A 21,714-nucleotide genomic window follows, 5' to 3' on the forward strand; every position below is an offset into this window, starting at 1 on the left:
TCATCAGACAACGGACGTATTTTTACGCCATTGTTAAAAACAGGAAAACGGCCCCTGCACCAGGAGCCGTTTTTCAAAGCGAGCGGCAGGACGATTAACGCGTAATGGAATACAGCGTACCGTCTTTCGCCTGGATCAGCAGTTTACCATCAGCCGATACTGGCTCGGTCAGGAAACCGGAGCTGTCGACTTTCTGCTGGGCCACAAAGCGGCCATCATCAATGTTAATCCAGTGCAGATAGCCTTCGCTATCGCCGACAACCAGATTGCCATTATACAGCGCCGGAGACGTCAGCAGACGGTGAAGCAGATCGCTCTGCGTCCACAGCGTTACGCCGCCGTCAGTGGTTAACGCCAGCACGCGGTCATTCTGATCTACCAGATAGATACGGTTGCCATCGACGATGAAATCATTCACCGAGCCGAGTTCACGTTTCCACATAACCTGGCCGCTGCGCAGATCCAGCGCCGTCAGGTTACCATTATAAGCCAGGGCGTACACAACGCCATTAACGATAACCGGCGTGGTGTCAACATCACTCAGACGATCGATTTCTGTTGGACCGGTCGCCTGAGAAATACGTTGCTGCCAAATCATCTGGCCCTGTTGCATCAGCACGGCGCTCACGCGACCGTTATCACCGCCGACAATCGCCGCACCAAAAGCGCTAGCCGGGGCTGATTCGCCGCGTAACGAAAGCGATGGCATATCCAGGTTGACGGTCCATTTGACGGCACCGTCAGCTTCGTTTAACGCCTGCAGTTGACCGTTGCTGGTGTGAATCAATACCACACCATCACTCACCACCGGGCGAGACAGCGCTTCACCGGCAACACGAGTCTGCCAGGCAATAGTACCGTCGCTGGTATTAAGCGCATAAACCTGGGCTTTTTCGCTGCCGATATAGACGTGACCACCGGAAACCGTCACACCACCAGAAAGCTGTGCAGAGACTCTAGAGAACCAGCCGTCTTTTTCCGCCAGATTGACGGACCAGACTTCTTTGCCATCATCCGCGTTCAGAGCTTTAACGACGCCTGTACGATCCGCCGCATAGACAACGTTATCTGCCAGCGCAGGATGAAGATTGGAATAGAAATCACCAATACCGTTACCTACAGACGTGCTCCAGGCTGTAGACGGAGTAAACTGGTTTTCAACCACCGGTAATGGGGACATCTTAACGACATCTTCTTCGCCACCAAACAGTGAACAGCCGCTTAATAGGGTAACGGAAAGCAGCCCTGGCAGAAGTAATTTACGCAATTGCATCGGGTCCCTCTCAGATGGACAAATTATTGATTTTCATCTGCATCATTTCGCTCAGAGCAGGAGAGGCTTCGCTTTTTACACCCGCTTCCCATGCGCTACGCGCGCCTTGTTTATCGCCTTTGCTCAGCAACGCTTCGCCACGCAGAGCGGCGACAATGGCCGCCCACCCTTCACCTTTAATGGTGTCGAGCGTTTTCAGCGCGGTATCCGCTTGTTTAAGCTGAACTTGCACACGCGCAAGACGCAGATTAATCACCGCTTTGAGATTCTCATCGCTGGTCGCCGCCAGTCCTTGTTGCAACTGGGTAGCGGCTTTCTCAAGTTCGTTTTGATCAACAAACTGCTGCGCCAGTTCCATCGACGCTAACGCGCCGTAGGTATTTTTGTTCTCTGCAGCAAATTTCTCTGCGGCAGGAATACTGTCCTGCTTACCCGCACTGACCGCAGTCACTGTATTTTGATACGCCAGAGAAGCAGAGCGTGTGGACTCCGTCTGATGGCTGGTCCAGTAACGCCAGCCAACCAGTGCGCCAACCCCTAAAATAACCCCAACCACCAGCGCTTTGCCATTTTCGGCAAAGAAGCGTTTTACCGCATCAACCTGGTCGTTTTCGTTCTCGTAAATTTCCACGCTGTCCTTCTCCTTAGCAAGTCAAAGTGCGCAAATGCGCGGCAACGCTATCCTGCGCTACTGCCGTTTGCTCACCAGTGCGCAAATCCTTCACTACAACAGTACCGTCAGCCACTTCGGACTCACCCAGTACCAGTGCAACGCGAGCGCCCCACTTATCGGCGCGAGCAAACTGTTTCTTAAAGTTGCCGCCACCGTGGTTTGTCATCAGTTTTACGCCCGGAACTTCATCGCGCAGACGTTCAGCCAGCGCCATTGCCGCCGACTGCGTATCTGTACCTGAAGCGATCAGGTATATATCGACAACAGGAGAAGCAATAAATTCCGGATTAACTGCCTGAACTAACAAAACAAGTCGTTCCAGCCCCATCGCGAAGCCAACCGCTGGCGTAGCACGACCGCCAAGTTGCTCGACCAGACCGTCATAACGACCACCCGCACACACGGTACCCTGCGAGCCCAGGCTGCTGGTGACCCACTCAAATACGGTACGGTTGTAGTAGTCGAGACCACGAACCAGTCGTTGGTTAACGGTGTAAGCAATACCTGCTGACTCCAGCAGCGTACACAGACCGGCGAAATGCGCGCGTGAGTCCTCATCCAGGTAGTCGCCCAGCGCCGGAGCGTCGTTGAGCAGCGCCTGCACTTCCGGATTTTTGGAATCGAGTACACGCAGCGGGTTGGTATACATGCGACGCTTGCAGTCTTCGTCCAGTTTGTCTTTATGCTGTTCCAGGTACGCCACCAATGCATCTCGGTAGTTAGCACGGGCTTCCAGAGAACCGATGGAGTTCAGTTCAAGGCTAACATGCTGAGAAATACCCAGTGCACGCCACCAGCGAGCGGTCAGCATAATCAGCTCAGCATCAATGTCCGGGCCTTGTAGGCCAAACACTTCGACACCCAGCTGATGGAATTGGCGATAGCGACCTTTTTGCGGGCGCTCGTGGCGGAACATCGGTCCGATATACCACAGACGCTGTTCCTGATTGTACAGGAGACCATGTTCGATGCCGGCGCGTACGCAGCCAGCCGTTCCTTCAGGACGCAAAGTCAGGCTATCGCCATTACGGTCCTCAAAGGTGTACATCTCTTTTTCAACCACGTCGGTCACTTCACCGATCGCGCGTTTGAATAACGGGGTCTGCTCTACAATCGGCAAGCGGATTTCACTGTAACCGTAGCTGCCGAGCACGTTTTTAAGAGTGCCTTCAATGCGCTGCCAGATGGCGGTTTCGCCAGGCAGATAATCGTTCATGCCGCGAATGGCTTGAATGTTTTTTGCCACGTTTATTCTCTTTATGGATATAAAAATGAACCCTCAGCGCTAACCCGAACAATGCGGGCGCCATGCGGGTTCAATCATACACGGGAAGCACGCCGCTTCCCATCACGTTGTTATTTTTCAACCTGCTGCACGTCAATTCGACGCGCTTCGTCCAGGATGCTGGCTTTGGCACGAATACGGGCTTCTAGCTGGGTAATCATATCGTCGTTATCGATACGATCCTTACGTACACCGTCTTCATACAGGCCGCTTTTCTTGTTGCCACCCGTCACGCCGAGCGTGGAAACCAACGCTTCACCAGGACCGTTTACCACACAGCCGATGATCGAAACGTCCATTGGCGTGATGATGTCTTCCAGACGTTGCTCCAGCGCGTTAACCGTGCCGATGACGTCAAACTCCTGACGAGAACAGGTTGGGCAGGCGATAAAGTTGATCCCGCGCGCGCGAATGCGCAGCGATTTCAGAATATCGAAGCCTACTTTGATCTCTTCTACCGGATCGGCCGCCAGAGAAACGCGCAGCGTATCGCCGATCCCTTCTGACAACAGCAAACCCAGGCCAATCGCGGACTTCACCGATCCGCTACGTGCGCCACCGGCTTCGGTGATCCCCAGATGCAGCGGCTGATCGATCTGTTTGGCTAACAGACGATAAGATTCAACGGCAAGGAACACATCAGAGGCTTTAACGCTCACTTTGAACTGGTCGAAGTTCAGACGATCGAGATGATCCACATGACGCATAGCTGATTCCAGCAGCGCCTGCGGCGTGGGTTCGCCGTATTTTTCCTGCAGATCTTTTTCCAGCGATCCGGCGTTAACGCCGATGCGGATAGGAATGTTGTTATCGCGAGCGCAGTCCACCACCATGCGAATACGCTCTTCATTACCGATATTGCCGGGGTTGATACGCAGACAGTCGACGCCGTATTCCGCTACTTTCAGCGCGATACGGTAGTCAAAGTGAATATCGGCAACCAGCGGGACTGTGACTTGCTGTTTGATAAGCTTGAACGCTTCTGCAGCATCCATTGTCGGTACAGAGACTCGGACAATGTCAGCCCCAACGCGTTCCAGCGCTTTGATTTGATTGACCGTCGCCGCCACATCCGTGGTTCGCGTATTGGTCATAGACTGTACGGCGATGGGCGCGCCATCACCAATCGGCACATTCCCAACGTAAATGCGTGTCGATTTTCTACGTTGAATTGGAGCCTGATTATGCATTAAAAAATCTCCCGCATTGCCGTCTGTTACTGAGCCGCTGGTTGTTCGGCATTTACGGTCAGACGCGCAACCTGGTTAGTTCTGATAAAACGACTCAGGTCGACAGGTTTACCCTGGAACTGAATCTGCACTGCTGCCGGTGCACCAATTTTCAGTTTGTACGGTGCCTGGCCGACAAGATTTAACGTGCCATCTTTACGCTGCATACCGCTAAACAGTTTTTTACCGGTCGCATCACTGACTTCCAGCCAGCAGTCGGCGGTAAAATTCATCACCAGCGCGTTAGGATCGGCGGCAGGTGTTGTCACACCCGCTTGATCGGTCGGCAAAGGTGCCGCCGTAGCCGGTGAGGTTGGCGCCGTTGTCGCTGTGTCTACGTTGGCCTGAGACGGTGCCACTACCGCATTCTGTTGCGCATCTGCAGCAGGTGCTGGCACTGTGGCAGCGTCAGGTGCTGACGCTGCGTCTGCCGCCGCGCCATCATCCGGCGCGGGGGGAGTCATATCCTGACTTGCCGCAGCGCTGGTATCTAACGGCACGCTCTGGGCACTGTCTTTACCCGCATTTAGCTCAGCGGAGGATTGATCGGCCATCGTGGTGATCTCTTCCTGCTGCGCTTTATGATTCTGCCACCACCAGGCGCCAGTAAGTCCAACCACGACAAACAGTACCAGCCAGGTAAAGGTCATTAACCAGCCATCACGCTTTTTGCGGCGCTTACCGAGCGAGAAACTCTGCATCGGCGCCACTTTGGCTGGGCGAATCGGAGCCTGTTTTTCCAGCCCTGGCAACAGTTCTTCTTCAGGAATATGCACCAAACGCGCATAGGAACGGATATACCCGCGCAGAAACGTTGAAGCGAGATCGGCTGGCGCCTTATCTTCTTCAATATCGCGTACCGTGGAGACCTTCAGGCACAGTCGTTCCGCGACTGCCTGTTGGCTGAATCCGAGTTGTTCACGGGCATTGCGCAGGCGAACGCCGGTGGAGAGTGCTTCATTTTTGTCGTGCGTGGCTTCAGTATTCATTCGCTACAGCTGCGTAAATATGGGCTCTGGCGCCGGTGAGCCACAATGCTCACCCACACCGCGAAACATCTGGTCAGTTAACCTTGGTCAGACAGTATAAAACGGTCAGACTATCAATGACAAAACAGCGTAAACCTGAGGGCTAAACTCTTGTTGGGCCGCTACATACTGCCTTAAAGTCGACGAAAACGCACCGTTAATATTGACCTGACGAGTATAACAAATGACCGTATGTCACTTACATTGCACTACGGTACATTAATTATACCGTAGTGCACCAACATCAAACGGTCTTGATGTCGATAGCATCACCCTGCATGCGCTTGCGCAGAGTACGCTTGGTACGGTCAATGACGTCACCCGCCAGCTGACCGCAGGCTGCATCAATATCGTCGCCGCGTGTTTTACGCACGATGGTCGTGAAACCATAGCCCATCAACACTTTGGAGAAACGATCAATACGGCTGTTAGAACTCCGTCCGTACGGCGCGCCCGGGAACGGGTTCCATGGGATCAGGTTAATCTTACACGGCGTATCTTTCAGCAGCTCCGCCAGCTGATGTGCGTGCTCGGTACCGTCGTTAATGTGATCTAACATCACATATTCGATGGTGACGCGGCCCTGGTTGGCGTTCGACTTCGAAATGTAGCCACGTACCGACTCAAGGAACGTAGCAATATTGTACTTTTTGTTGATCGGCACGATTTCGTCACGGATTTCATCGTTCGGCGCATGCAGGGAAATCGCCAACGCAACGTCAATCATGTCGCCCAGCTTATCCAGTGCAGGGACCACGCCGGAGGTAGACAGCGTAACACGGCGTTTTGACAGCCCAAAACCGAAGTCATCAAGCATGATTTCCATCGCCGGAACCACGTTGGTCAGGTTCAACAACGGTTCGCCCATGCCCATCATGACCACGTTGGTGATAGGACGCACGCCCGTTGCCTTCACCGCACCGACGATTTTCGCCGCGCGCCAGACCTGGCCGATGATTTCCGACACCCGCAGGTTACGGTTAAAGCCCTGTTGCGCCGTAGAGCAGAATTTACACTCTAATGCACAGCCGACCTGTGAAGACACACACAGGGTGGCGCGATCGTCTTCCGGGATATACACGGTTTCTACGCGCTGGTCGCCAACGGCAATGGCCCATTTGATGGTGCCGTCAGACGAACGCTGCTCTTCCACCACTTCCGGGGCGCGAATTTCAGCGACTTCTTTCAGTTTGTTGCGCAGCACTTTGTTGATGTCAGTCATGTCATCAAAGTTGTCGCTGCAATAGTGGTACATCCATTTCATGACCTGATCGGCACGAAACGGCTTTTCGCCCATCTCTTTGAAGAATTCGCGCATCTGCTGACGGTTCAGATCCAGCAGGTTAATTTTTCCATTTTTATTTGGAACCGCAGCAATGACGACTTCAGAGGTGTTAACTAATTCAGACATAATTTTTTCCGGCCTCGTTGTTACACGTTATGGCCCGTGGAGGGTTGATAAAAAGAAACGCCCCGGCAAGCGGTCTGCTCTTCCGGGGCGTTGCATTGTACAAAGTCTGGCGCAGGGATGCCACGTTTGCACGAAGCATTAGCGAAAATAATATGTAAATGCTAATTCATCTCCAAAGGATTTCGCGTCGCAGGAAGACGGCAAGTTCGAGCATCCCCGGGAGCATAGAAAACTATGTGACCGGGGTAAACGAACGCAGCCAACGCATCGGCGACGTGAAAGACGCAGGAGATCAGCGAGTACGCGGGCAAACCTCGCCTTCGCCAAAGAAATAGGCGATTTCACGCGCCGCAGATTCGACGGAGTCGGAACCGTGGGTGCCGTTCTCGGTGAAGCTGTCAGCGTAATCTGCACGCAGCGTACCTGCCAGCGCATTCGCCGGGTTGGTTGCACCCAGCAGATCGCGGTGACGCTGAACGGCGTTTTCGCTTTCCAGTACGGAAACAACGATCGGACCAGAGGTCATGAATTCAACCAGGCCATCAAAGAACGGTTTGCCGTCGTGCTCGGCATAGAAGCCACGCGCCTGTTCAACGGTCAGGTGCAGCATTTTAGTCCCCACAATTTTGAACCCTGCTGATTCAAAGCGTGCGAAGATGCTTCCAATAACGTTTTTTGCCACCGCATTTGGTTTGATGATGGAAAAAGTACGTTCAATAGCCATGATTACCTCTGAAAAAATTGTTTTGTTGTGGTTTACCTGGCGCGGATTATAAAGAGCATCCCGGCAATTGACTATTGATGAAGGTAACATTTCTTTAAAATAAGATGAATTTCAGCAACAAATAACATCAGACTGGTCTACTGCAAAGCAAATCTCACCGTGGCAACCTGCCCGCCGTCATCCATAACCAACAGCTGGTACTCTCCTGCGACCGTTAAGCGCAGGGTCAGACTCCGCCCACGTTCTTCCAGCCGCTCACCGTTAAGAAACCACCAGCGTTCACCTGTCCCACCGCTGGTTTGTAGCGGCACGGAGACCGCTGGTGAACCGGGTAAGCGTTTCACAATCGCGCCATCGCGAACGCCTGTCAACTGCAGCGGTAAGGAAGCGTCCTGCCCCAACGGCGGGCAGGTTGCGGAAACTGGCGGTAGCCGTGCGGCTCGCCGCTCGGATGGCGGTAGCCAGGGCTCCAGCGGCAACGGCCAGACAATTAACGTCTGTTCTCGCGCCTGCGGGCAGTCTGGCGCCACGCGTTTTTCTGACGCATCTAACCAGACGGGAAAACGAATACCGTTAACCCCTTCCTGCTCGGGTAATAACAGCGTAGGCGGCTGGCTACCGTCCAATAGCCAGGTGGCTAAACGACGACGACAGTTACCGTCCCCGTTGGGCAAAAATTGCCCACCCGGCCAGCACACTACGCCCCGGCTGACCGACTCTGGTCGCGGGTCTTCAGGCTGGTTTGTCCCACGCGCCAGCAGCAGGTTGTTAACCTGATTCAGCAAAGGCACGGCGCTGGCAAAACCAAATTGCCCCACCACCGGCGTGCCGTCGGGTCTGCCGGTCCAGATGCCAATCACGTAACGTGAGTTAACGCCAATCGCCCACGCATCGCGATAGCCGTAGCTGGTGCCCGTTTTCCACGCCAGCGGTACCACACGACTCAGGGCGTTATCCGGCAGGGGCTGCGCGTCGTCCGCCATAATCCGCCGGATAATCCACGCCGCACCAGCGGACATCAGCGGGCGTTCCAGCAGCGGGTCTTCCGGCTGCAGACGGAGCTTTCCTGCTTTTCCCTGACGGGCAAAGGCGCTGTACGCCGCGACCATATCCTCAAGCCTGGCTCCCGCGCCCCCGAGGATCAGTGACAGATTTGGCGCAGCCCCTGCCGGTAAATACAACGGTAACCCCACGTTACGCAGCCTGGCGGCAAAACGTTTCGGGCCGTAGGCTTCCAGTACCTGGACTGCCGGCAGATTCAGCGAGCGCACCAACGCCTCGCTCATGCTTACCGGGCCATGAAAACCGCTGTCAAAATTCCCCGGACGATAATCCCCGGTACGCCGCGGTACGTCCTGCAATAATGAGGCCGGGTGAACCAGTCCATCCTCCAACGCGAGTCCATAGACAAAGGGTTTCAGCACCGATCCCGGCGAGCGGATCGCGCTCACCATATCCACATGCCCAAAGCGGGTGTCGTCATTCATATCTACCGAGCCCACCCAGCCACGTACGCGCATATCGGTATGGTCGACCACAATCATCGCCAGCGAACTGCGCGCCGGAAGCCGCCCCTTCCAGTTTTGCGCCAGCTCCTCTAGTTGACGTTGCAGCCCGGCGTCCAGCGTGGTGACAATTTTGTTGCTGCTGCTTTTGTTCAGCATCATGCGTGAGAATAACGGCGCCAATTGCGGCATCTGCCTTGGTGCCAGCCAGACCGGTTCTTCGCGTGATTCCTGCGCCTGTTTTGCCGACCAGACACCCTGCGTCGCCATGCGATCGAGCACTTTATTGCGCGCGGCTTGCGCCCGATCCGGCCAACGGTCCGGACGCAGACGGCTCGGCGCCTGCGGCAGTACAGCCAGCAACGCGGCATCGGAGTAGCTGAGTTGTGCCGGTGATTTACCCAGATACGCCCAGCTTGCGGCACCAACGCCTTGCAGCGTCCCACCAAACGGCGCGCGGTTAAGATACAGCGTCAGGATATCGCGTTTGGAGAGATGCCATTCCAATTGGAATGCACGCCAGAGTTGGCGAAACTTACCGCCAAAAGTGCGCGGATGTGGGTCGAGCAGCCTCGCCACCTGCATGGTGAGCGTACTGCCTCCGGAGACCACGCGCCCGGAGGTGAGATCCTGCCAGGCGGCGCGAAGCACAGAAAACGGATTGACGCCGGGATGTTTCCAGAACCAGCGATCTTCGTAGTTAATGAGCGCCTCAAGATAACGGGGCGAGACCTCTTCAAGCGTGACCGGATAACGCCAGATACCGTCCGCGTCGGCAAAGCGCCACAGCGGCGTCCCGTCCTGAGCCACCACTACTCGCGCAGGATTAACCTCATGCAGCGGCAACGGCCAGATTTTATCCGCCGTCCACACCGCTGCCCCTGTCAGCAACGCAGCGGCTACCAGCCAGCCGCTGCGTTTAACCCACCGATGCATCATTTACGGTCTGACAATCAGCGGGCCCTCAGCCGTGCCGGTGGCACGCCACTGCGGAACATACATCGATTCCACCTGGGGTACAGGTACCTGATACGTCCCCGGTGTGACCGCGCGCGCCAGATACACCAGCGTGACCGGTTGCCCTTCGTTGACTGCCACCGCCGCGACAAAGCGATCGTCGCGGAATTCAACGTGCTGGATATCCGCTTGCTGCATTTGATTAAGCAAATTCGCCACTTCGCTGCCGCTATCCTGCAGGCTGGCGCTACCGTTGGCCAGATTCTGGTTTTCCAGTTCCAGACCAGCAGGCAGAAGATCGACCACCAGCGCATCCGGAACATTCTGGCTGGCTCTAACCGTCAACCAGACCAGCACCAGCTCGCCGCTGCGCAGAGACGAGAGCGATTTACTCTGCCCATCGGTGCCCAGCACCTGACGTTCAATGAGCAGTACATTGCTGGCAGGCTGCGGTGAGCTTTGCGGATAGCCGCTGACGTCCAGACGCAGCCACAGCGGCAGATTACCCGTGTTGGTCACCGCCAGCGTCGCTAACTGTTCCGCATCCAGATTTCGGGTTTGCGATTTATCACCCGCCAGCGGTTGTTCAGAGAGAGAGGTCTGCGCCTGCCACGTGCCCGGCAGATCCTGCAGCGTACGGGCAGCAAGGAACAGCGCATTATTCTCCTGCGTGGAGAGCCAGCGCTGACCGAAAGCCTGCTCCGACAGCGTATTCAGCAAAGTATTTTGCACGTCGGGTTTCAGTTTATTCTCTTCCAGCAAGGCCAGCATCAGCGCGTTGTCGCGTAGCTGACTGCCGTAATCCGCCATCCACTGCTGCGTATCTCGGCGCGGCGTATTGAGTGCCAACGTCAGCGCCTGTTCACTGCGATTCGCATCGCCCATATTTTTCAGCGCAATGCCCAATTGCAGCAGCGGCAGGCCAGAGGCGGCCTGAGCTCGACGCTCCCAGATCTCACGCAGAGCGCCCAGCGGCGCTTTCTGCTGACGGGCCAGTACCAGCGCGGCATAGGACTGTACGGCAAACCGGCTGGCTGCGGTGTCGTCGGTGTAGCGAATCGACATCATGCCCGGATCCTGTAAATAACGCAGCAGACGCGCATTGCCCCGGTTGATCACCTCACTCGGGACGCTGTAGCCCTGTTCATTTGCCCGGACGAGGAAGTCCATAACATAGGCACTCAGCCAGTACTCTTCCGGCCCGTTCTTATCCCACAGCGCAAATCCCCCATCGTCACGCTGCATTTGCAGTAACCGGGAAATACCTATTTCAACCGCCGTGCGGCGTTTTTCATCGCTATCACCCGCTATACCCAACGCCTTCAACTGTGCGGCGTTGGTATACAACGACGGGAATAATCCGCTGGCAGTCTGCTCCAGGCAGCCGTAAGGATAGGCTTTCAATTCGCGAACATAGCGCGCCAGATTCAGCGGCGGCTTGCCGCTGAACAGCAGTTGCCCCTGCACCGTTGCCGGGGAGAAGTTGGTCAATTCCCCGTCCGGTAACTGCCAGGTTTCACCGGCTTGCAGCGCCACGCCGCTATTGAGAGTTTGCGCCGGGAACGCCGGACGCACGCCAATCTTCCACTGTTTATGTTGAACGGGGAGCGTTTCACCTGGCAGCGTCAAACCACTAATAACGGCCTGAATCTCACCATCGCCGAATCCCTCCAGTGCCCGTACCGGAATAAATAACGTGGTACGCACGCCAGGTGCCAGATCCACCGGGGAAGGGTTTTGGCCCATCAGTGACACTAAGCCGCTGGCGGTAAGCTGAATATTCAGCGTCTGCGGCCTATCTGTCAGATTGGTGACGTCCAGCGTCAGGCGCGAAGTATCACCGCCGGCCATAAAGCGTGGCATATTCAGTTCCGCGATCACCGGCGCAGCGACGATCACTTTACTCTCGCTACTGCCAAAGTCATCTGCGGTCCAGGCCTGCGCCATCACCCGCAGTTCACCGTTAAAATCGCCAATCGGCAACGTTACCGTGCCCTCACCTTTCTCGTTGAGCGTGACCGGCAGCGCCTGTTGCGCCACGATATTGACGTGATTAACCGGCGGTTTGCCGCCGCGTTTTAGCTCATCACCATCGCCACCGAAACGCAGTGCCGCCAAACGCCCTTGCCCTTCGATTACCAGGCCGTAAATATCATAAATATCCGCGCCATAGCGTTTCTGGCCGAAAAATGCCTGCCACGGATCCGGGGTAGCGTAATCGGTGATATTCAACACCCCGCTGTCTACAGCGGAGACCAGGACGTTAACCTGTTTAGGTATGTCACCATTTTTGACGCTGGCCTTAACGTTAACGGTCAACGGTTGATTCGGGCGCATTTTAGCCGGATTTTCCAGCGTCAAATCCAGGCGACGATTTTCATCGCCCAGCGGCAAATGCAGTAACCCGACCGCCCGTTTTGGCGTAGCCGAGCGGGATTTGTCGCCAGGGCGGATCACCAACGCGCTAAGATAGAGGTCATGGCGGTTCCAGGTTTTGTCGACCGGAATAGAGAGATCCAGACCATTTGCAGGGACATCGATCTCTTGCCACCACAGCGGGCCTTCGCTGGATTCCACCATTGCATAGCCTTTACCGGCAGCAGGCGCGGCAATGTGCAACTTCATGGTGTCGCCAGGACGATAATTGGGTTTATCCAGCTTCAGAGTGACACGATCCGGGCGCACCGCCCCGCTGCCGTCGCTGTTATCCTGCCAGCTGTATCCGGCCCAGAAGCGCACGCTGCTCACCGTATCGTTGGGTGCTTTCACTTCCAGACGGTAAGCACCCCACTCCACCGGGAAGCTGACCTTACCGGTTTCATCAGCGGTAAGATCCAGCGTTTGCTCGCCTTCGACCAGATCCTTTTGATCGAACTGCGACTGCCAGCCCTCTCCTTCAGACCAGTTCCAATAGTAATCCCGACGTTCGCGGATCAACCGCACCTGCAAGCCGGAAACCGCTTTTTTCTCGCCTTTTGCATCGGCATAAACAATATCAAACGCGGCGTTGCTGTCTTCATCAACGATCGGCTGATTCACCGTGGTATCGGTGCGGTAATCATAAACGGCTTTGGCTGCGAATTGCGGGCGAATACCCGGCAGGGTATCTGCAGGCCAGATAGCCTGTTCTACCCGACGGGTCACCGGACGGCCACCCGACTCCAGCAGGCTGGCCTGCAAAATGACCTGTAACGGCGAGTGAGCTTCCTGCCACTGACTGCTGGTTGTGACTTCGCCACGACCGTTTTCATCCAGCGTCAGCTGAACTTCATCCAGACTGCGGGAGAGATTCTCTTCAGCAATATTGCCAAACTGGAATCCCGGCAATGCAGACACCGCTTCACGCTGTGGTCGCAGGAATAGCTGACCTTGCAGAGCATTACCATTCGCAGGCGCACCGTACAGGTAGTAACCCACCACCGAAAACTTCACATCGTCAGCCGGTGTAATCGGCATTTTATTGGCAGTGAGGTTGAGCGCCATCCGCTCGGGCATAAAATCTTCGACGTGGAAATCCCACATCCGTGAGCGGTTATCGCCGGTGTTGGCGCGAATATGCCACATACCGGTTGGCGCACTGCTGTCCAGCGGCCAGGTCAGACGGTACAGACCGTTTTCGGGCTGGCTGACCACCGTGCGTAATACCTGCCCATCGGGCTTAACGACTTCCAGCTTCACCGGCTGATCGGGCAACGTTTTGCCATCGCTGTCGCGCAGTAATCCGTTGAGGATCACCGTTTCACCGGGACGATAGAGATCGCGCGGACCGAACATAAAGAACTGTTTGCTGTATCCCGGTGCCCCCGCGATATCAAATTCAGCCAGATCCAGCGCCGGTAATTTCAGGTCCAGCAGCGTGGTTTGCCCGTCTTTACGCGCCAGCAATATGGCGGCGTCTTTATCCGTCTCGAGCTTCACGTGTCCCTGCGCATCGCTGGTCGCCTGCGCCAGCGTCTGCCCTTTCTCATTGAGCAAGGTAACATCTATACCCTGCTGCGCAGCGCCGTTTTCCAGGCTCTGGGTAAAGACATCCAGCTGATTGTGGTAACGGTGTGCGGATACGCCAATATCGCTGAGCGTAAATAGCGTGGCAGCATTGCTGTAATTGTATTGCCCGGCCTGGTTCATCACCGCAACGTACACCCCCGCCTGCTGCAACGGCTTGATTTCGCCCAGCGGCAGCAGCAGTTTCTCACGGGTATTGCGTGCCGGATTAAGGTCAAAGCGCCCGGTATAAACCAGCTCTGCCATTTTCAGCAGGTTGTCGGATTCCCAGTTAGACAATGAGTTGCGGTATTCCCACTGGCTGATAAACGCGCCAAGCGACTCCGGCTTCACGCGAAAGAAATTCACATCCACGCTGTTGACGTTCAGCGCCATCACCGGCAGGCCTTCGATTACTTTGCCTGGCAACAGCGAGCCGCGACTGGCAAATCCGACGCTCGGCTGGACATCGCGCGTGGTGATGTTTTTTTCATATTCAGTGCCAAACGTCGCCTTATTCAGCGCCAGTAAATCGCGCTCAATAGTCACCACCAGTTCGCGGTTGGGCTCCAGATGACGTAAGCGTAGCTCTTTCAGGTTGGGCGCCAATTCCCAGGCCCCGTCCACTTTGCCGCTTTTTTTATCGACAACGTGCAGTACGCGAGAAAAATCTTGCTCAGGATCGAGGGGGATGGAGAACGTCAGCACCAGCGTCGCCGCGCCGTCTAACTGGACTTCGGAGGCGTCCAGTAGCGTCAACGGTTTACCCTGACTTTGCTGTGTCAGCTTGTGTAATTGCGCCGGATCTTTTACCGACGAGGTCTGTGGGGCAGGCGTATCATTTTTCGCGTCCGTCGACGGCTTATCATTATTATCGCACCCCGCCAGCGCAAGCATCAGCATACAGGCCGCTACGCGTAAATGTTTCATTTTTCATCCCTGGCCTGAGCGGCCCGTTAGCTACGTAGAATCCCTATTATGCGTGAGATTTCAGGATGTGGAAGTCTGTAACCAATCAACGTTATCTGAATTTTCGTGAATAATGTCGATCCACCCTGACAAATCAGCCTCTTTTACTTGTCCCTTGACGGTAAACAGCCGACAATTTGCCGAAACCTGGTAAAAATGGAGATGCCTATGACCACCGCCTTCTTTGTCGCTGCCGACTGGCTTGTCGAACACATTGACGATCCGGAAATACAGATTCTTGATGCCCGGATGGCGCCTCCAGGGCAGGAAGATCGTGATGTTGGCGAGGAGTATCGCGCTGGCCATATCCCTGGCGCGGTCTTTTTTGATATCGAAGCGCTCTCCGACCATACCTCAGCGTTACCGCATATGATGCCACGCCCGGAGGCGTTCGCCGTAGCCATGCGCGAACTGGGCGTACATCAGGATAAACACCTGGTCATTTACGATGACGGCAATCTGTTTTCTGCCCCGCGCGCCTGGTGGATGCTGCGCACGTTTGGTGTGGAAAATGTCTCCATTCTGGCGGGCGGTTTCGCAAGCTGGCAGCGTGATGAATTCCCGCTGCAGGCAGGGAACGTTGATTTGTCAGAAGGCGAGTTTGACGCGACGTTTACGCCGGAAGCCGTGGTGCGAGTGACCGATGTCCTGCTGGCCAGCCATGAAAAAACCGCACAGATTGTTGATGCGCGTCCGGCTGCGCGTTTCAATGCGGAAGTTGATGAGCCACGTCCTGGCCTGAGGCGTGGTCATGTTCCCGGTGCGCTAAACGTACCGTGGACTGAACTGGTTCGCGACGGCGAGTTAAAAACCACCGAGGAACTGGACGCCATCTTCTTTAGCCACGGCGTGAGCTTTGACAGACCGATTATCGCCAGTTGCGGCTCCGGCGTAACCGCCGCCGTGGTGGTACTGGCGCTTACCACGCTGGGTGTCCCTAACGTGGCCCTGTATGACGGGGCATGGAGCGAATGGGGTGCACGCAATGATTTACCGGTAGAACCGATATTATAAAGCTGGAAATGCCGGATGGCGCGTCGCGCATCCGGCCTACAAAATAGTGTAAATCGTAGGCTGGATAAGACGTATGCGTGGCCATTCGGCAAGGTCTTTTAGATGATCCGGTTCTGTTTAAAATCGCGCAGGAAACCGCCCCAGCGGCGCTCGTAGAACGGCGCGATGTGTTCGGTAATAAAGTGGCTGACCCCTTTCTCACCTTTCACCACCTGGCAGATATCAATCGGTTCATCACCCGGTAACGTATCGGTCGCTACGCTGCCCGTGGCATGAATAATCTCTTCAATATCGCCCTCGGCTTCAATGCCAATCAGCAGATTAGGCTGGGCATCCGGGCTATCTTTAATCGAGCAGATAAACGCCCGTTTTACCGGTTTAATGGTTTTAAACAGCGTCGTGAGCGAGTCGATCATCTGCGCCGGAGGTTCCGCGACCTCGGAGAGGATCAGCGACTCGCCGCCTTCCAGCACTTCCTGGGTACTCAACGGATTGCCTTCTTCACCGAGCAGCAGGCTGATTTCACGCGGCATAAATTCTTTGCCGGTCGGCAGTTTGGCGTTGAGAAACAGCGTCGCACCCAGCGTCATTTCAAACAGCGTGCGTACTGGCATCACAACAAACGCCTGTTCGTCTTCAACGGCCTGCTGCAGAGCGTCAAGGGAGGTGAAAAACGGGATCACGGTGGTGCCGTCTTCTTTTTCCCAGTGCTGCAGATCCAGTGCGCTGTCTTCAGCTATCGCCTCGCCTTCTGCGGCCGTACCCGGAACCCAGACGGTGGATTCCAGCAACGTGCGGAAAAAGGCCGGACGATGCGCAGGCTCCGTCGCTGCTTTTTCCAGCAACGTTTCTAATTCATTTTTTATTTCGGACATAAGATCACAAATTTTGTACATATGGGTTGTAGGCCTGATAAGACGCACCGCGTCGCATCAGGCAAAATGCCGGGTGGCGCTTCGCTTACCCGGCCTACAAAAACACCTTTCAGGCAGTCAGCAGATTCGCGATGGTGCGCACACCCAGACCGGTCGCGCCCGCGGACCACTGCTCAACCGGTGCCTTGCGATAGGTTGCAGAGCAGTCGATATGCAGCCAGCCTTGCTGATAGTTTTCCACGAAATGCGACAGGAAGCCCGCCGCGGTGCTTGCGCCCGCAGGATAGGCCGCGCTGCCGGTGTTGTTCAGCTCGGCAAAGTTGGACGGCAACTGGTTACGGTGGAATTCCGCCAACGGCAGGCGCCAGAACGGTTCATTCTCCTGCGCCGCGCTTGCCATCAGACGAGCTGCCAGCTGGTCATCAAAGCTAAACAGCGCATGGTAATCGTTACCCAGAGCTGTTTTCGCCGCACCGGTCAACGTCGCGGCATCGATGATCAATTCAGGTTTCTGCGCACTGGCGTCAATCAGGCCATCTGCCAGCACCAAACGGCCTTCGGCGTCGGTGTTCATCACTTCAACATTTTTGCCGTTGCGATAGCGAATGATATCGCCGAGCTTGAAGGCATTGCCGCTGATCAGGTTATCCGCGCAGCACAGATACAGCTTCACACGTTTGTTCAGACCGCGAGTGATGGCAAACGCCAGAGCGCCCGTTACCGTGGCCGCGCCGCCCATATCGGACTTCATTGAGTCCATAAACGCGCTTTGCTTGATGCTGTAACCGCCGGAGTCAAAGGTGATCCCTTTGCCGACCAGGCAGGCGTAAACCGGAGCGGTTTTATCACCGGTTGGGTTATAGTCCAGCGCCAGCAGTACCGGTGGACGTTCAGATCCACGACCTACCGTGTGCAGACCCATGTAATTCTGCTCGCGCAGATCTTCGCCTTTGGTGATGCGGTAAGAGACGTTATCGCACGCCACGCTGCACAGCAGATCAACCGCGCGCTGCGCCAGCTGTTCCGGGCCGAGTTCTTCCGCCGGGGCATTGATGGTGTCACGTACCCAGTCAATGATTTTCAGGCGGCTATCCAGTTCCTTCTGCTGCGCGTCGTCGAGCGGGGCCCACTCAACTTTACGGCTGCCTTTAGGTCCTTTGTAGCCCTGCCAGAATGCCCAGCTGCGCTCGGTGTCCCAGCCTTCGCCTTCCAGCTGAATATGTTTGATACCCAGACCGTCGATTTTCCGCGCGGCGCGCTGGATAAGGCCCAGATCGTCTTTTCCATTAAGGTGTAGGGTAATGCCGTCACTGTTAATGCTGTAAGTCGCTTTTTCACCCCAGCGCGCGTCAGCAGGCTGCGTGGATAGCGTAATTTTCATGGCTTCAGTCATTTTATTTATCCTTATTTTCGCGCATACAGGAAAACGGGCCACCCGTGGGCAGCCCGTTGACTTATTCAGCTTCGTCCAGCCAGACCAGCAAAATGGCCTCAAGGATTTTTTCGTTCGATGCTTGCGGATCATCATCGAACTCTTCCAGGTCACAGATCCATTGATGCAGATCGGTGAAACGAACGGTCTTGGGATCGAGATCGGGGAACGCGTCGTACAGCGCCTCGCCGATTTCACGGCTGTCGGTCCACTTCAGTCCCATACTACCCTCTGTTAATGCTCACGCGCATGATTGATTGTGTAACGTGGGATTTCGACCACTAAATCGTCTTCGGTGACGCGAGCCTGGCAGCTTAAACGGCTCTCCGGCTCCAGTCCCCAGGCTTTGTCCAGCATGTCATCTTCTTCTTCCGTGCTTTCCGGCAGGGAATCGAAGCCTTCACGCACGATGCAGTGACAGGTGGTGCAGGCACAGGATTTTTCACAGGCATGTTCAATCTCGATGCCGTTACGCAGGGCAACGTCGAGAATGGTCTCACCGGTCTCAGCTTCCAGAACTGCGCCATCGGGACAGAGATCCTGATGAGGCAAAATAACAATCTTTGGCATATTAAACCTCGTCCACGGAATGGCCTTTCAGCGCGCTACGGACGGACTTGTCCATGCGGCGAGCGGCGAATTCCTGGGTTTGTTTGTCTACGTTTTTAATGGCTTGTTCGATAGCGTCAACATCGTCACCCTGTGCAACCTCGCTCAAATGCGCGGCGGCGGCGTCGATGGCCTGACGTTCTGCGGCGCTTAACAGCGCGGCATCAGCGTTCAACGCACCGGATAAACTCTCCAGTACGCGTGCAGCTTCGACTTTCTGCTCTGCCAGCATGCGGGCTTTTACATCCTGCTCGGCAAAGCTCATCGAATCCTGGATCATGGAAGCGATTTCGTTGTCCGTCAGACCGTAGGACGGTTTGACCTGGATAGAGGATTCCACGCCGGTGGATTTCTCCATGGCCGTGACGCTCAGCAGTCCATCGGCATCAACCTGGAAGGTCACGCGAATATGCGCCCCACCCGCCGGCAGCGCCGGAATGCCACGCAGTGCAAAACGCGCCAGAGAACGGCAATCCTGCACCAGTTCACGCTCGCCCTGCATCACATGAATCGACATCGCCGTTTGGCCATCTTTGAAGGTGGTGAAGTCCTGCGCGCGGGCCACCGGAATGGTGGTGTTACGCGGGATCACTTTCTCCACCAGACCGCCCATGGTTTCCAGCCCCAGGGACAGCGGGATGACGTCCAGCAGCAGCATTTCACTGTCAGGCTTGTTGCCGACAAGAATGTCCGCCTGAATAGCCGCACCGATAGCCACCACTTTGTCCGGGTCGATAGAGGTCAGCGGCGTGCGACCAAAAAACTCACCCACGCGTTCACGCACCAGCGGTACGCGTGTTGAACCACCGACCATCACGACTTCCAGAACGTCCTGCGCCTCAACGCCGGCATCTTTCAGTGCACGACGGCAGGCCAGCAGCGTGCGCTTAACCAGGGCGGAAATCAGTTCGTTAAAGGTTTCGCGGGTAACTTCACCCTGCCACCCGGCCACGTTAACCGTGACGGATTCAGCATCGCTGAGTGCAATTTTTGCGGCAATCGCGGCATCGAGCAGCTCGCGCTGTACGCGGTTATCGCTGCGATCGGCCACGCCCGCCTGCTCGCGAATATAATCAGCCAGCAGATGGTCGAAATCATCACCACCGAGCGCGGAATCGCCGCCCGTCGCCAGCACTTCAAACACACCACGGCTCAGGCGCAGAATAGAAATATCAAACGTGCCGCCGCCGAGGTCATAGACCGCAATCACGCCTTCCTGACCCGAATCCAGGCCATAGGCAATCGCGGCAGCGGTCGGTTCGTTCAGCAGACGCAGCACGTGCAGGCCCGCCAGACGCGCAGCGTCTTTGGTACCCTGACGCTGCGCGTCATCAAAATAGGCGGGAACAGTGATCACCACACCGTCCAGTTCACCGGACAGCGCTTCGGTCGCCCGTGCAGCCAGTGCTTTGAGAATATCGGCGGACACGCGTACCGGATTGAGCAAACCCGCTGCGGTTTCGATCATCGGCAGGCCGTTTTCGCTTGCCTGGAACGTATACGGCAGATGCGGATAACGCGCCTGGATATCCGCGAGCGAGCGCCCCATCATACGTTTTACCGAACTGACGGTGTTTGCAGTGTCCAGCGCCGCGTTGGCACGGGCATCGTAGCCGACAGCGTAGCCCTGCTGCTGATAGTGAACCACTGACGGCAACAGGTGGCGACCTTCGTGGTCAGCCAGCGTTTCGGCCTGGCCGCTGCGTACGGTCGCGACCAGAGAGTTGGTGGTGCCTAAGTCAATGCCTACCGCCAGACGACGCTGGTGCGGTGCGGCACTCAGACCAGGCTCACTAATTTGTAATAAGGCCATTTTCGCTTCCGAAATTAAAAATCGAGCAGTTTTTCTTCGAGTTGTTCTGCACTGCTTCGCAGTTTATCGAGAAAACGCAGTTTACGCACGGTCTCAGCCGCCACATCCCACGCTTCGCTGTCCAGCTGTTCGACCATCAACTGATGGCGAACCTGGTACATCTCGTTGATGCGTTTCATCAACGCATCCAGACGTTCACTGTCTTTAGCCTGTTCAATCTCGTCCAGCTCTTCGCGCAGCTCGAGTTGCTCCATCAGGAACGCGGTATCGCGCACCGTGTGCTGCTCGTTTCTGATATCAAAGCCGTGTAAAGACAGTAAGTATTCAGCGCGCATCAAGGGATGACGCAGCGTTTGCCAGGCCTGGTTGATCGTGGCGGACTGCGAAACTGCAGCAAGTTGTTCCGCCTGGGAACCGCTGGCAAATTTATCAGGATGATACTGACGTTGTAGATCCTGAAAACGGAGGCTCAGCGCCTGAGTATCGAGCTGATAGCGGGCCGGTAAGCCAAAGAGGGTGAAGTAGTCCATAACATTCTCAGGGGTAGCCTGTTAGAACAAACCCCACACGTAGCAGCAAGGCCACGGTGGGGTTTTCGGGTGACGCACGTTACACGTGGAAGCTTTCGCCGCATCCACACTCGTCTTTCACGTTAGGGTTAGTGAACTTAAACCCTTCGTTCAGACCTTCTTTGACGAAGTCTAACTGCGTACCGTCCAGAAATTGCAGGCTTTTACCGTCGATCACGACTTTAACGCCTTTGTCTTCAAACACGGTATCTTCAGCCGCCGGCTCGTCAACAAATTCCAGTACATAGGCCATACCTGAGCAGCCGGAGGTTCTCACACCCAGGCGCAGGCCAAACCCTTTACCACGGTTTGCCAGGAAGGTATTTACTCGCGCTGCTGCACTGTCGCTTAAGGTAATCGACAT

Annotated in this window: 17 protein-coding genes; 1 reads left to right on the plus strand and 16 read right to left on the minus strand. The window is 55.7% G+C overall.

The window, feature by feature from the left end:
* Positions 1 to 94: 94 nt before the first annotated feature.
* The 9 genes from bamB to FDW88_RS00985 all read right to left on the minus strand — a co-directional run bounded on the left by bamB (position 95) and on the right by FDW88_RS00985 (position 14,999).
* Positions 95 to 1,273, minus strand: a complete 1,179-nt coding sequence (bamB, locus tag FDW88_RS00945) for an outer membrane protein assembly factor BamB (protein WP_096756176.1) — start codon at positions 1,271 to 1,273, stop codon at positions 95 to 97.
* A 10-nt stretch (positions 1,274 to 1,283) separates the two neighbouring features.
* Positions 1,284 to 1,904, minus strand: coding sequence for a YfgM family protein (locus tag FDW88_RS00950; RefSeq protein WP_137361841.1), 621 nt, complete (start codon positions 1,902 to 1,904; stop codon positions 1,284 to 1,286).
* A gap of 13 nt (positions 1,905 to 1,917) precedes the next feature.
* The gene (gene hisS / locus FDW88_RS00955; protein ID WP_096756174.1) at positions 1,918 to 3,192 is read right to left on the minus strand and encodes a histidine--tRNA ligase; all 1,275 of its coding nucleotides are present in this window, start codon (positions 3,190 to 3,192) and stop codon (positions 1,918 to 1,920) included.
* Positions 3,193 to 3,302: 110 nt separating this feature from the next.
* Positions 3,303 to 4,421 carry a flavodoxin-dependent (E)-4-hydroxy-3-methylbut-2-enyl-diphosphate synthase gene (gene ispG, locus FDW88_RS00960; RefSeq protein WP_096756173.1) on the minus strand — a complete coding sequence of 373 codons (1,119 nt, stop codon included), beginning with the start codon at positions 4,419 to 4,421 and terminating at the stop codon, positions 3,303 to 3,305.
* A 26-nt stretch (positions 4,422 to 4,447) separates the two neighbouring features.
* On the minus strand, positions 4,448 to 5,449 hold the full coding sequence (gene rodZ / locus FDW88_RS00965; RefSeq protein WP_115257785.1) for a cytoskeleton protein RodZ: 1,002 nt from the start codon (positions 5,447 to 5,449) through the stop codon (positions 4,448 to 4,450).
* A 283-nt stretch (positions 5,450 to 5,732) separates the two neighbouring features.
* Positions 5,733 to 6,899, minus strand: coding sequence for a bifunctional tRNA (adenosine(37)-C2)-methyltransferase TrmG/ribosomal RNA large subunit methyltransferase RlmN (locus FDW88_RS00970; protein ID WP_115257784.1), 1,167 nt, complete (start codon positions 6,897 to 6,899; stop codon positions 5,733 to 5,735).
* A 292-nt stretch (positions 6,900 to 7,191) separates the two neighbouring features.
* The gene (ndk, locus tag FDW88_RS00975; RefSeq protein ID WP_044714626.1) at positions 7,192 to 7,623 is read right to left on the minus strand and encodes a nucleoside-diphosphate kinase; all 432 of its coding nucleotides are present in this window, start codon (positions 7,621 to 7,623) and stop codon (positions 7,192 to 7,194) included.
* Between the two features lie 137 nt (positions 7,624 to 7,760).
* Positions 7,761 to 10,067 (minus strand): peptidoglycan glycosyltransferase PbpC, encoded by a 2,307-nt coding sequence (gene pbpC, locus FDW88_RS00980; RefSeq protein ID WP_371414750.1) that lies wholly within the window; start codon positions 10,065 to 10,067, stop codon positions 7,761 to 7,763.
* Positions 10,068 to 14,999, minus strand: a complete 4,932-nt coding sequence (locus tag FDW88_RS00985) for an alpha-2-macroglobulin (RefSeq protein ID WP_137361842.1) — start codon at positions 14,997 to 14,999, stop codon at positions 10,068 to 10,070.
* 207 nt (positions 15,000 to 15,206) lie between these two features.
* Here FDW88_RS00985 and sseA point away from each other — a divergent pair, with 207 nt between their 5' ends.
* The gene (sseA, locus tag FDW88_RS00990; RefSeq protein ID WP_096756169.1) at positions 15,207 to 16,052 is read left to right on the plus strand and encodes a 3-mercaptopyruvate sulfurtransferase; all 846 of its coding nucleotides are present in this window, start codon (positions 15,207 to 15,209) and stop codon (positions 16,050 to 16,052) included.
* Between the two features lie 98 nt (positions 16,053 to 16,150).
* Here sseA and sseB read toward each other — a convergent pair whose 3' ends face one another.
* The 7 genes from sseB to iscA all read right to left on the minus strand — a co-directional run bounded on the left by sseB (position 16,151) and on the right by iscA (position 21,714).
* Positions 16,151 to 16,927, minus strand: a complete 777-nt coding sequence (sseB, locus tag FDW88_RS00995) for an enhanced serine sensitivity protein SseB (RefSeq protein ID WP_137361843.1) — start codon at positions 16,925 to 16,927, stop codon at positions 16,151 to 16,153.
* 109 nt (positions 16,928 to 17,036) lie between these two features.
* Positions 17,037 to 18,320 carry an aminopeptidase PepB gene (gene pepB / locus FDW88_RS01000; protein ID WP_117343508.1) on the minus strand — a complete coding sequence of 428 codons (1,284 nt, stop codon included), beginning with the start codon at positions 18,318 to 18,320 and terminating at the stop codon, positions 17,037 to 17,039.
* Between the two features lie 61 nt (positions 18,321 to 18,381).
* On the minus strand, positions 18,382 to 18,582 hold the full coding sequence (gene iscX, locus FDW88_RS01005) for a Fe-S cluster assembly protein IscX (protein ID WP_003037694.1): 201 nt from the start codon (positions 18,580 to 18,582) through the stop codon (positions 18,382 to 18,384).
* An 11-nt stretch (positions 18,583 to 18,593) separates the two neighbouring features.
* Positions 18,594 to 18,929 (minus strand): ISC system 2Fe-2S type ferredoxin, encoded by a 336-nt coding sequence (fdx, locus tag FDW88_RS01010; protein WP_003037690.1) that lies wholly within the window; start codon positions 18,927 to 18,929, stop codon positions 18,594 to 18,596.
* A gap of 1 nt (position 18,930) precedes the next feature.
* Positions 18,931 to 20,781, minus strand: a complete 1,851-nt coding sequence (gene hscA / locus FDW88_RS01015) for a Fe-S protein assembly chaperone HscA (RefSeq protein ID WP_096756167.1) — start codon at positions 20,779 to 20,781, stop codon at positions 18,931 to 18,933.
* Between the two features lie 14 nt (positions 20,782 to 20,795).
* Entirely contained in the window at positions 20,796 to 21,311 is a 516-nt protein-coding gene (hscB, locus tag FDW88_RS01020) for a co-chaperone HscB (protein ID WP_137361844.1), read from the minus strand.
* 79 nt (positions 21,312 to 21,390) lie between these two features.
* Positions 21,391 to 21,714 carry an iron-sulfur cluster assembly protein IscA gene (iscA, locus tag FDW88_RS01025; protein ID WP_003835203.1) on the minus strand — a complete coding sequence of 108 codons (324 nt, stop codon included), beginning with the start codon at positions 21,712 to 21,714 and terminating at the stop codon, positions 21,391 to 21,393.

Source organism: Citrobacter sp. wls829, assembly GCF_005280825.1.
Taxonomy (GTDB): Bacteria; Pseudomonadota; Gammaproteobacteria; order Enterobacterales; family Enterobacteriaceae; genus Citrobacter; species Citrobacter gillenii.

What these genes read in the sequence shown, in the direction of transcription:
- bamB (WP_096756176.1), bottom strand. Translation starts at nt 1,273, where the DNA reads ATGCAATTGCGTAAATTACTTCTGCCAGGGCTGCTTTCCGTTACCCTA.
- ispG (WP_096756173.1), bottom strand. Translation starts at nt 4,421, where the DNA reads ATGCATAATCAGGCTCCAATTCAACGTAGAAAATCGACACGCATTTAC.
- rodZ (WP_115257785.1), bottom strand. Translation starts at nt 5,449, where the DNA reads ATGAATACTGAAGCCACGCACGACAAAAATGAAGCACTCTCCACCGGC.
- FDW88_RS00970 (WP_115257784.1), bottom strand. Translation starts at nt 6,899, where the DNA reads ATGTCTGAATTAGTTAACACCTCTGAAGTCGTCATTGCTGCGGTTCCA.
- ndk (WP_044714626.1), bottom strand. Translation starts at nt 7,623, where the DNA reads ATGGCTATTGAACGTACTTTTTCCATCATCAAACCAAATGCGGTGGCA.
- pbpC (WP_371414750.1), bottom strand. Translation starts at nt 10,067, where the DNA reads ATGATGCATCGGTGGGTTAAACGCAGCGGCTGGCTGGTAGCCGCTGCG.
- FDW88_RS00985 (WP_137361842.1), bottom strand. Translation starts at nt 14,999, where the DNA reads ATGAAACATTTACGCGTAGCGGCCTGTATGCTGATGCTTGCGCTGGCG.
- sseA (WP_096756169.1), top strand. Translation starts at nt 15,207, where the DNA reads ATGACCACCGCCTTCTTTGTCGCTGCCGACTGGCTTGTCGAACACATT.
- sseB (WP_137361843.1), bottom strand. Translation starts at nt 16,927, where the DNA reads ATGTCCGAAATAAAAAATGAATTAGAAACGTTGCTGGAAAAAGCAGCG.
- pepB (WP_117343508.1), bottom strand. Translation starts at nt 18,320, where the DNA reads ATGACTGAAGCCATGAAAATTACGCTATCCACGCAGCCTGCTGACGCG.
- iscX (WP_003037694.1), bottom strand. Translation starts at nt 18,582, where the DNA reads ATGGGACTGAAGTGGACCGACAGCCGTGAAATCGGCGAGGCGCTGTAC.
- fdx (WP_003037690.1), bottom strand. Translation starts at nt 18,929, where the DNA reads ATGCCAAAGATTGTTATTTTGCCTCATCAGGATCTCTGTCCCGATGGC.
- hscA (WP_096756167.1), bottom strand. Translation starts at nt 20,781, where the DNA reads ATGGCCTTATTACAAATTAGTGAGCCTGGTCTGAGTGCCGCACCGCAC.
- hscB (WP_137361844.1), bottom strand. Translation starts at nt 21,311, where the DNA reads ATGGACTACTTCACCCTCTTTGGCTTACCGGCCCGCTATCAGCTCGAT.
- iscA (WP_003835203.1), bottom strand. Translation starts at nt 21,714, where the DNA reads ATGTCGATTACCTTAAGCGACAGTGCAGCAGCGCGAGTAAATACCTTC.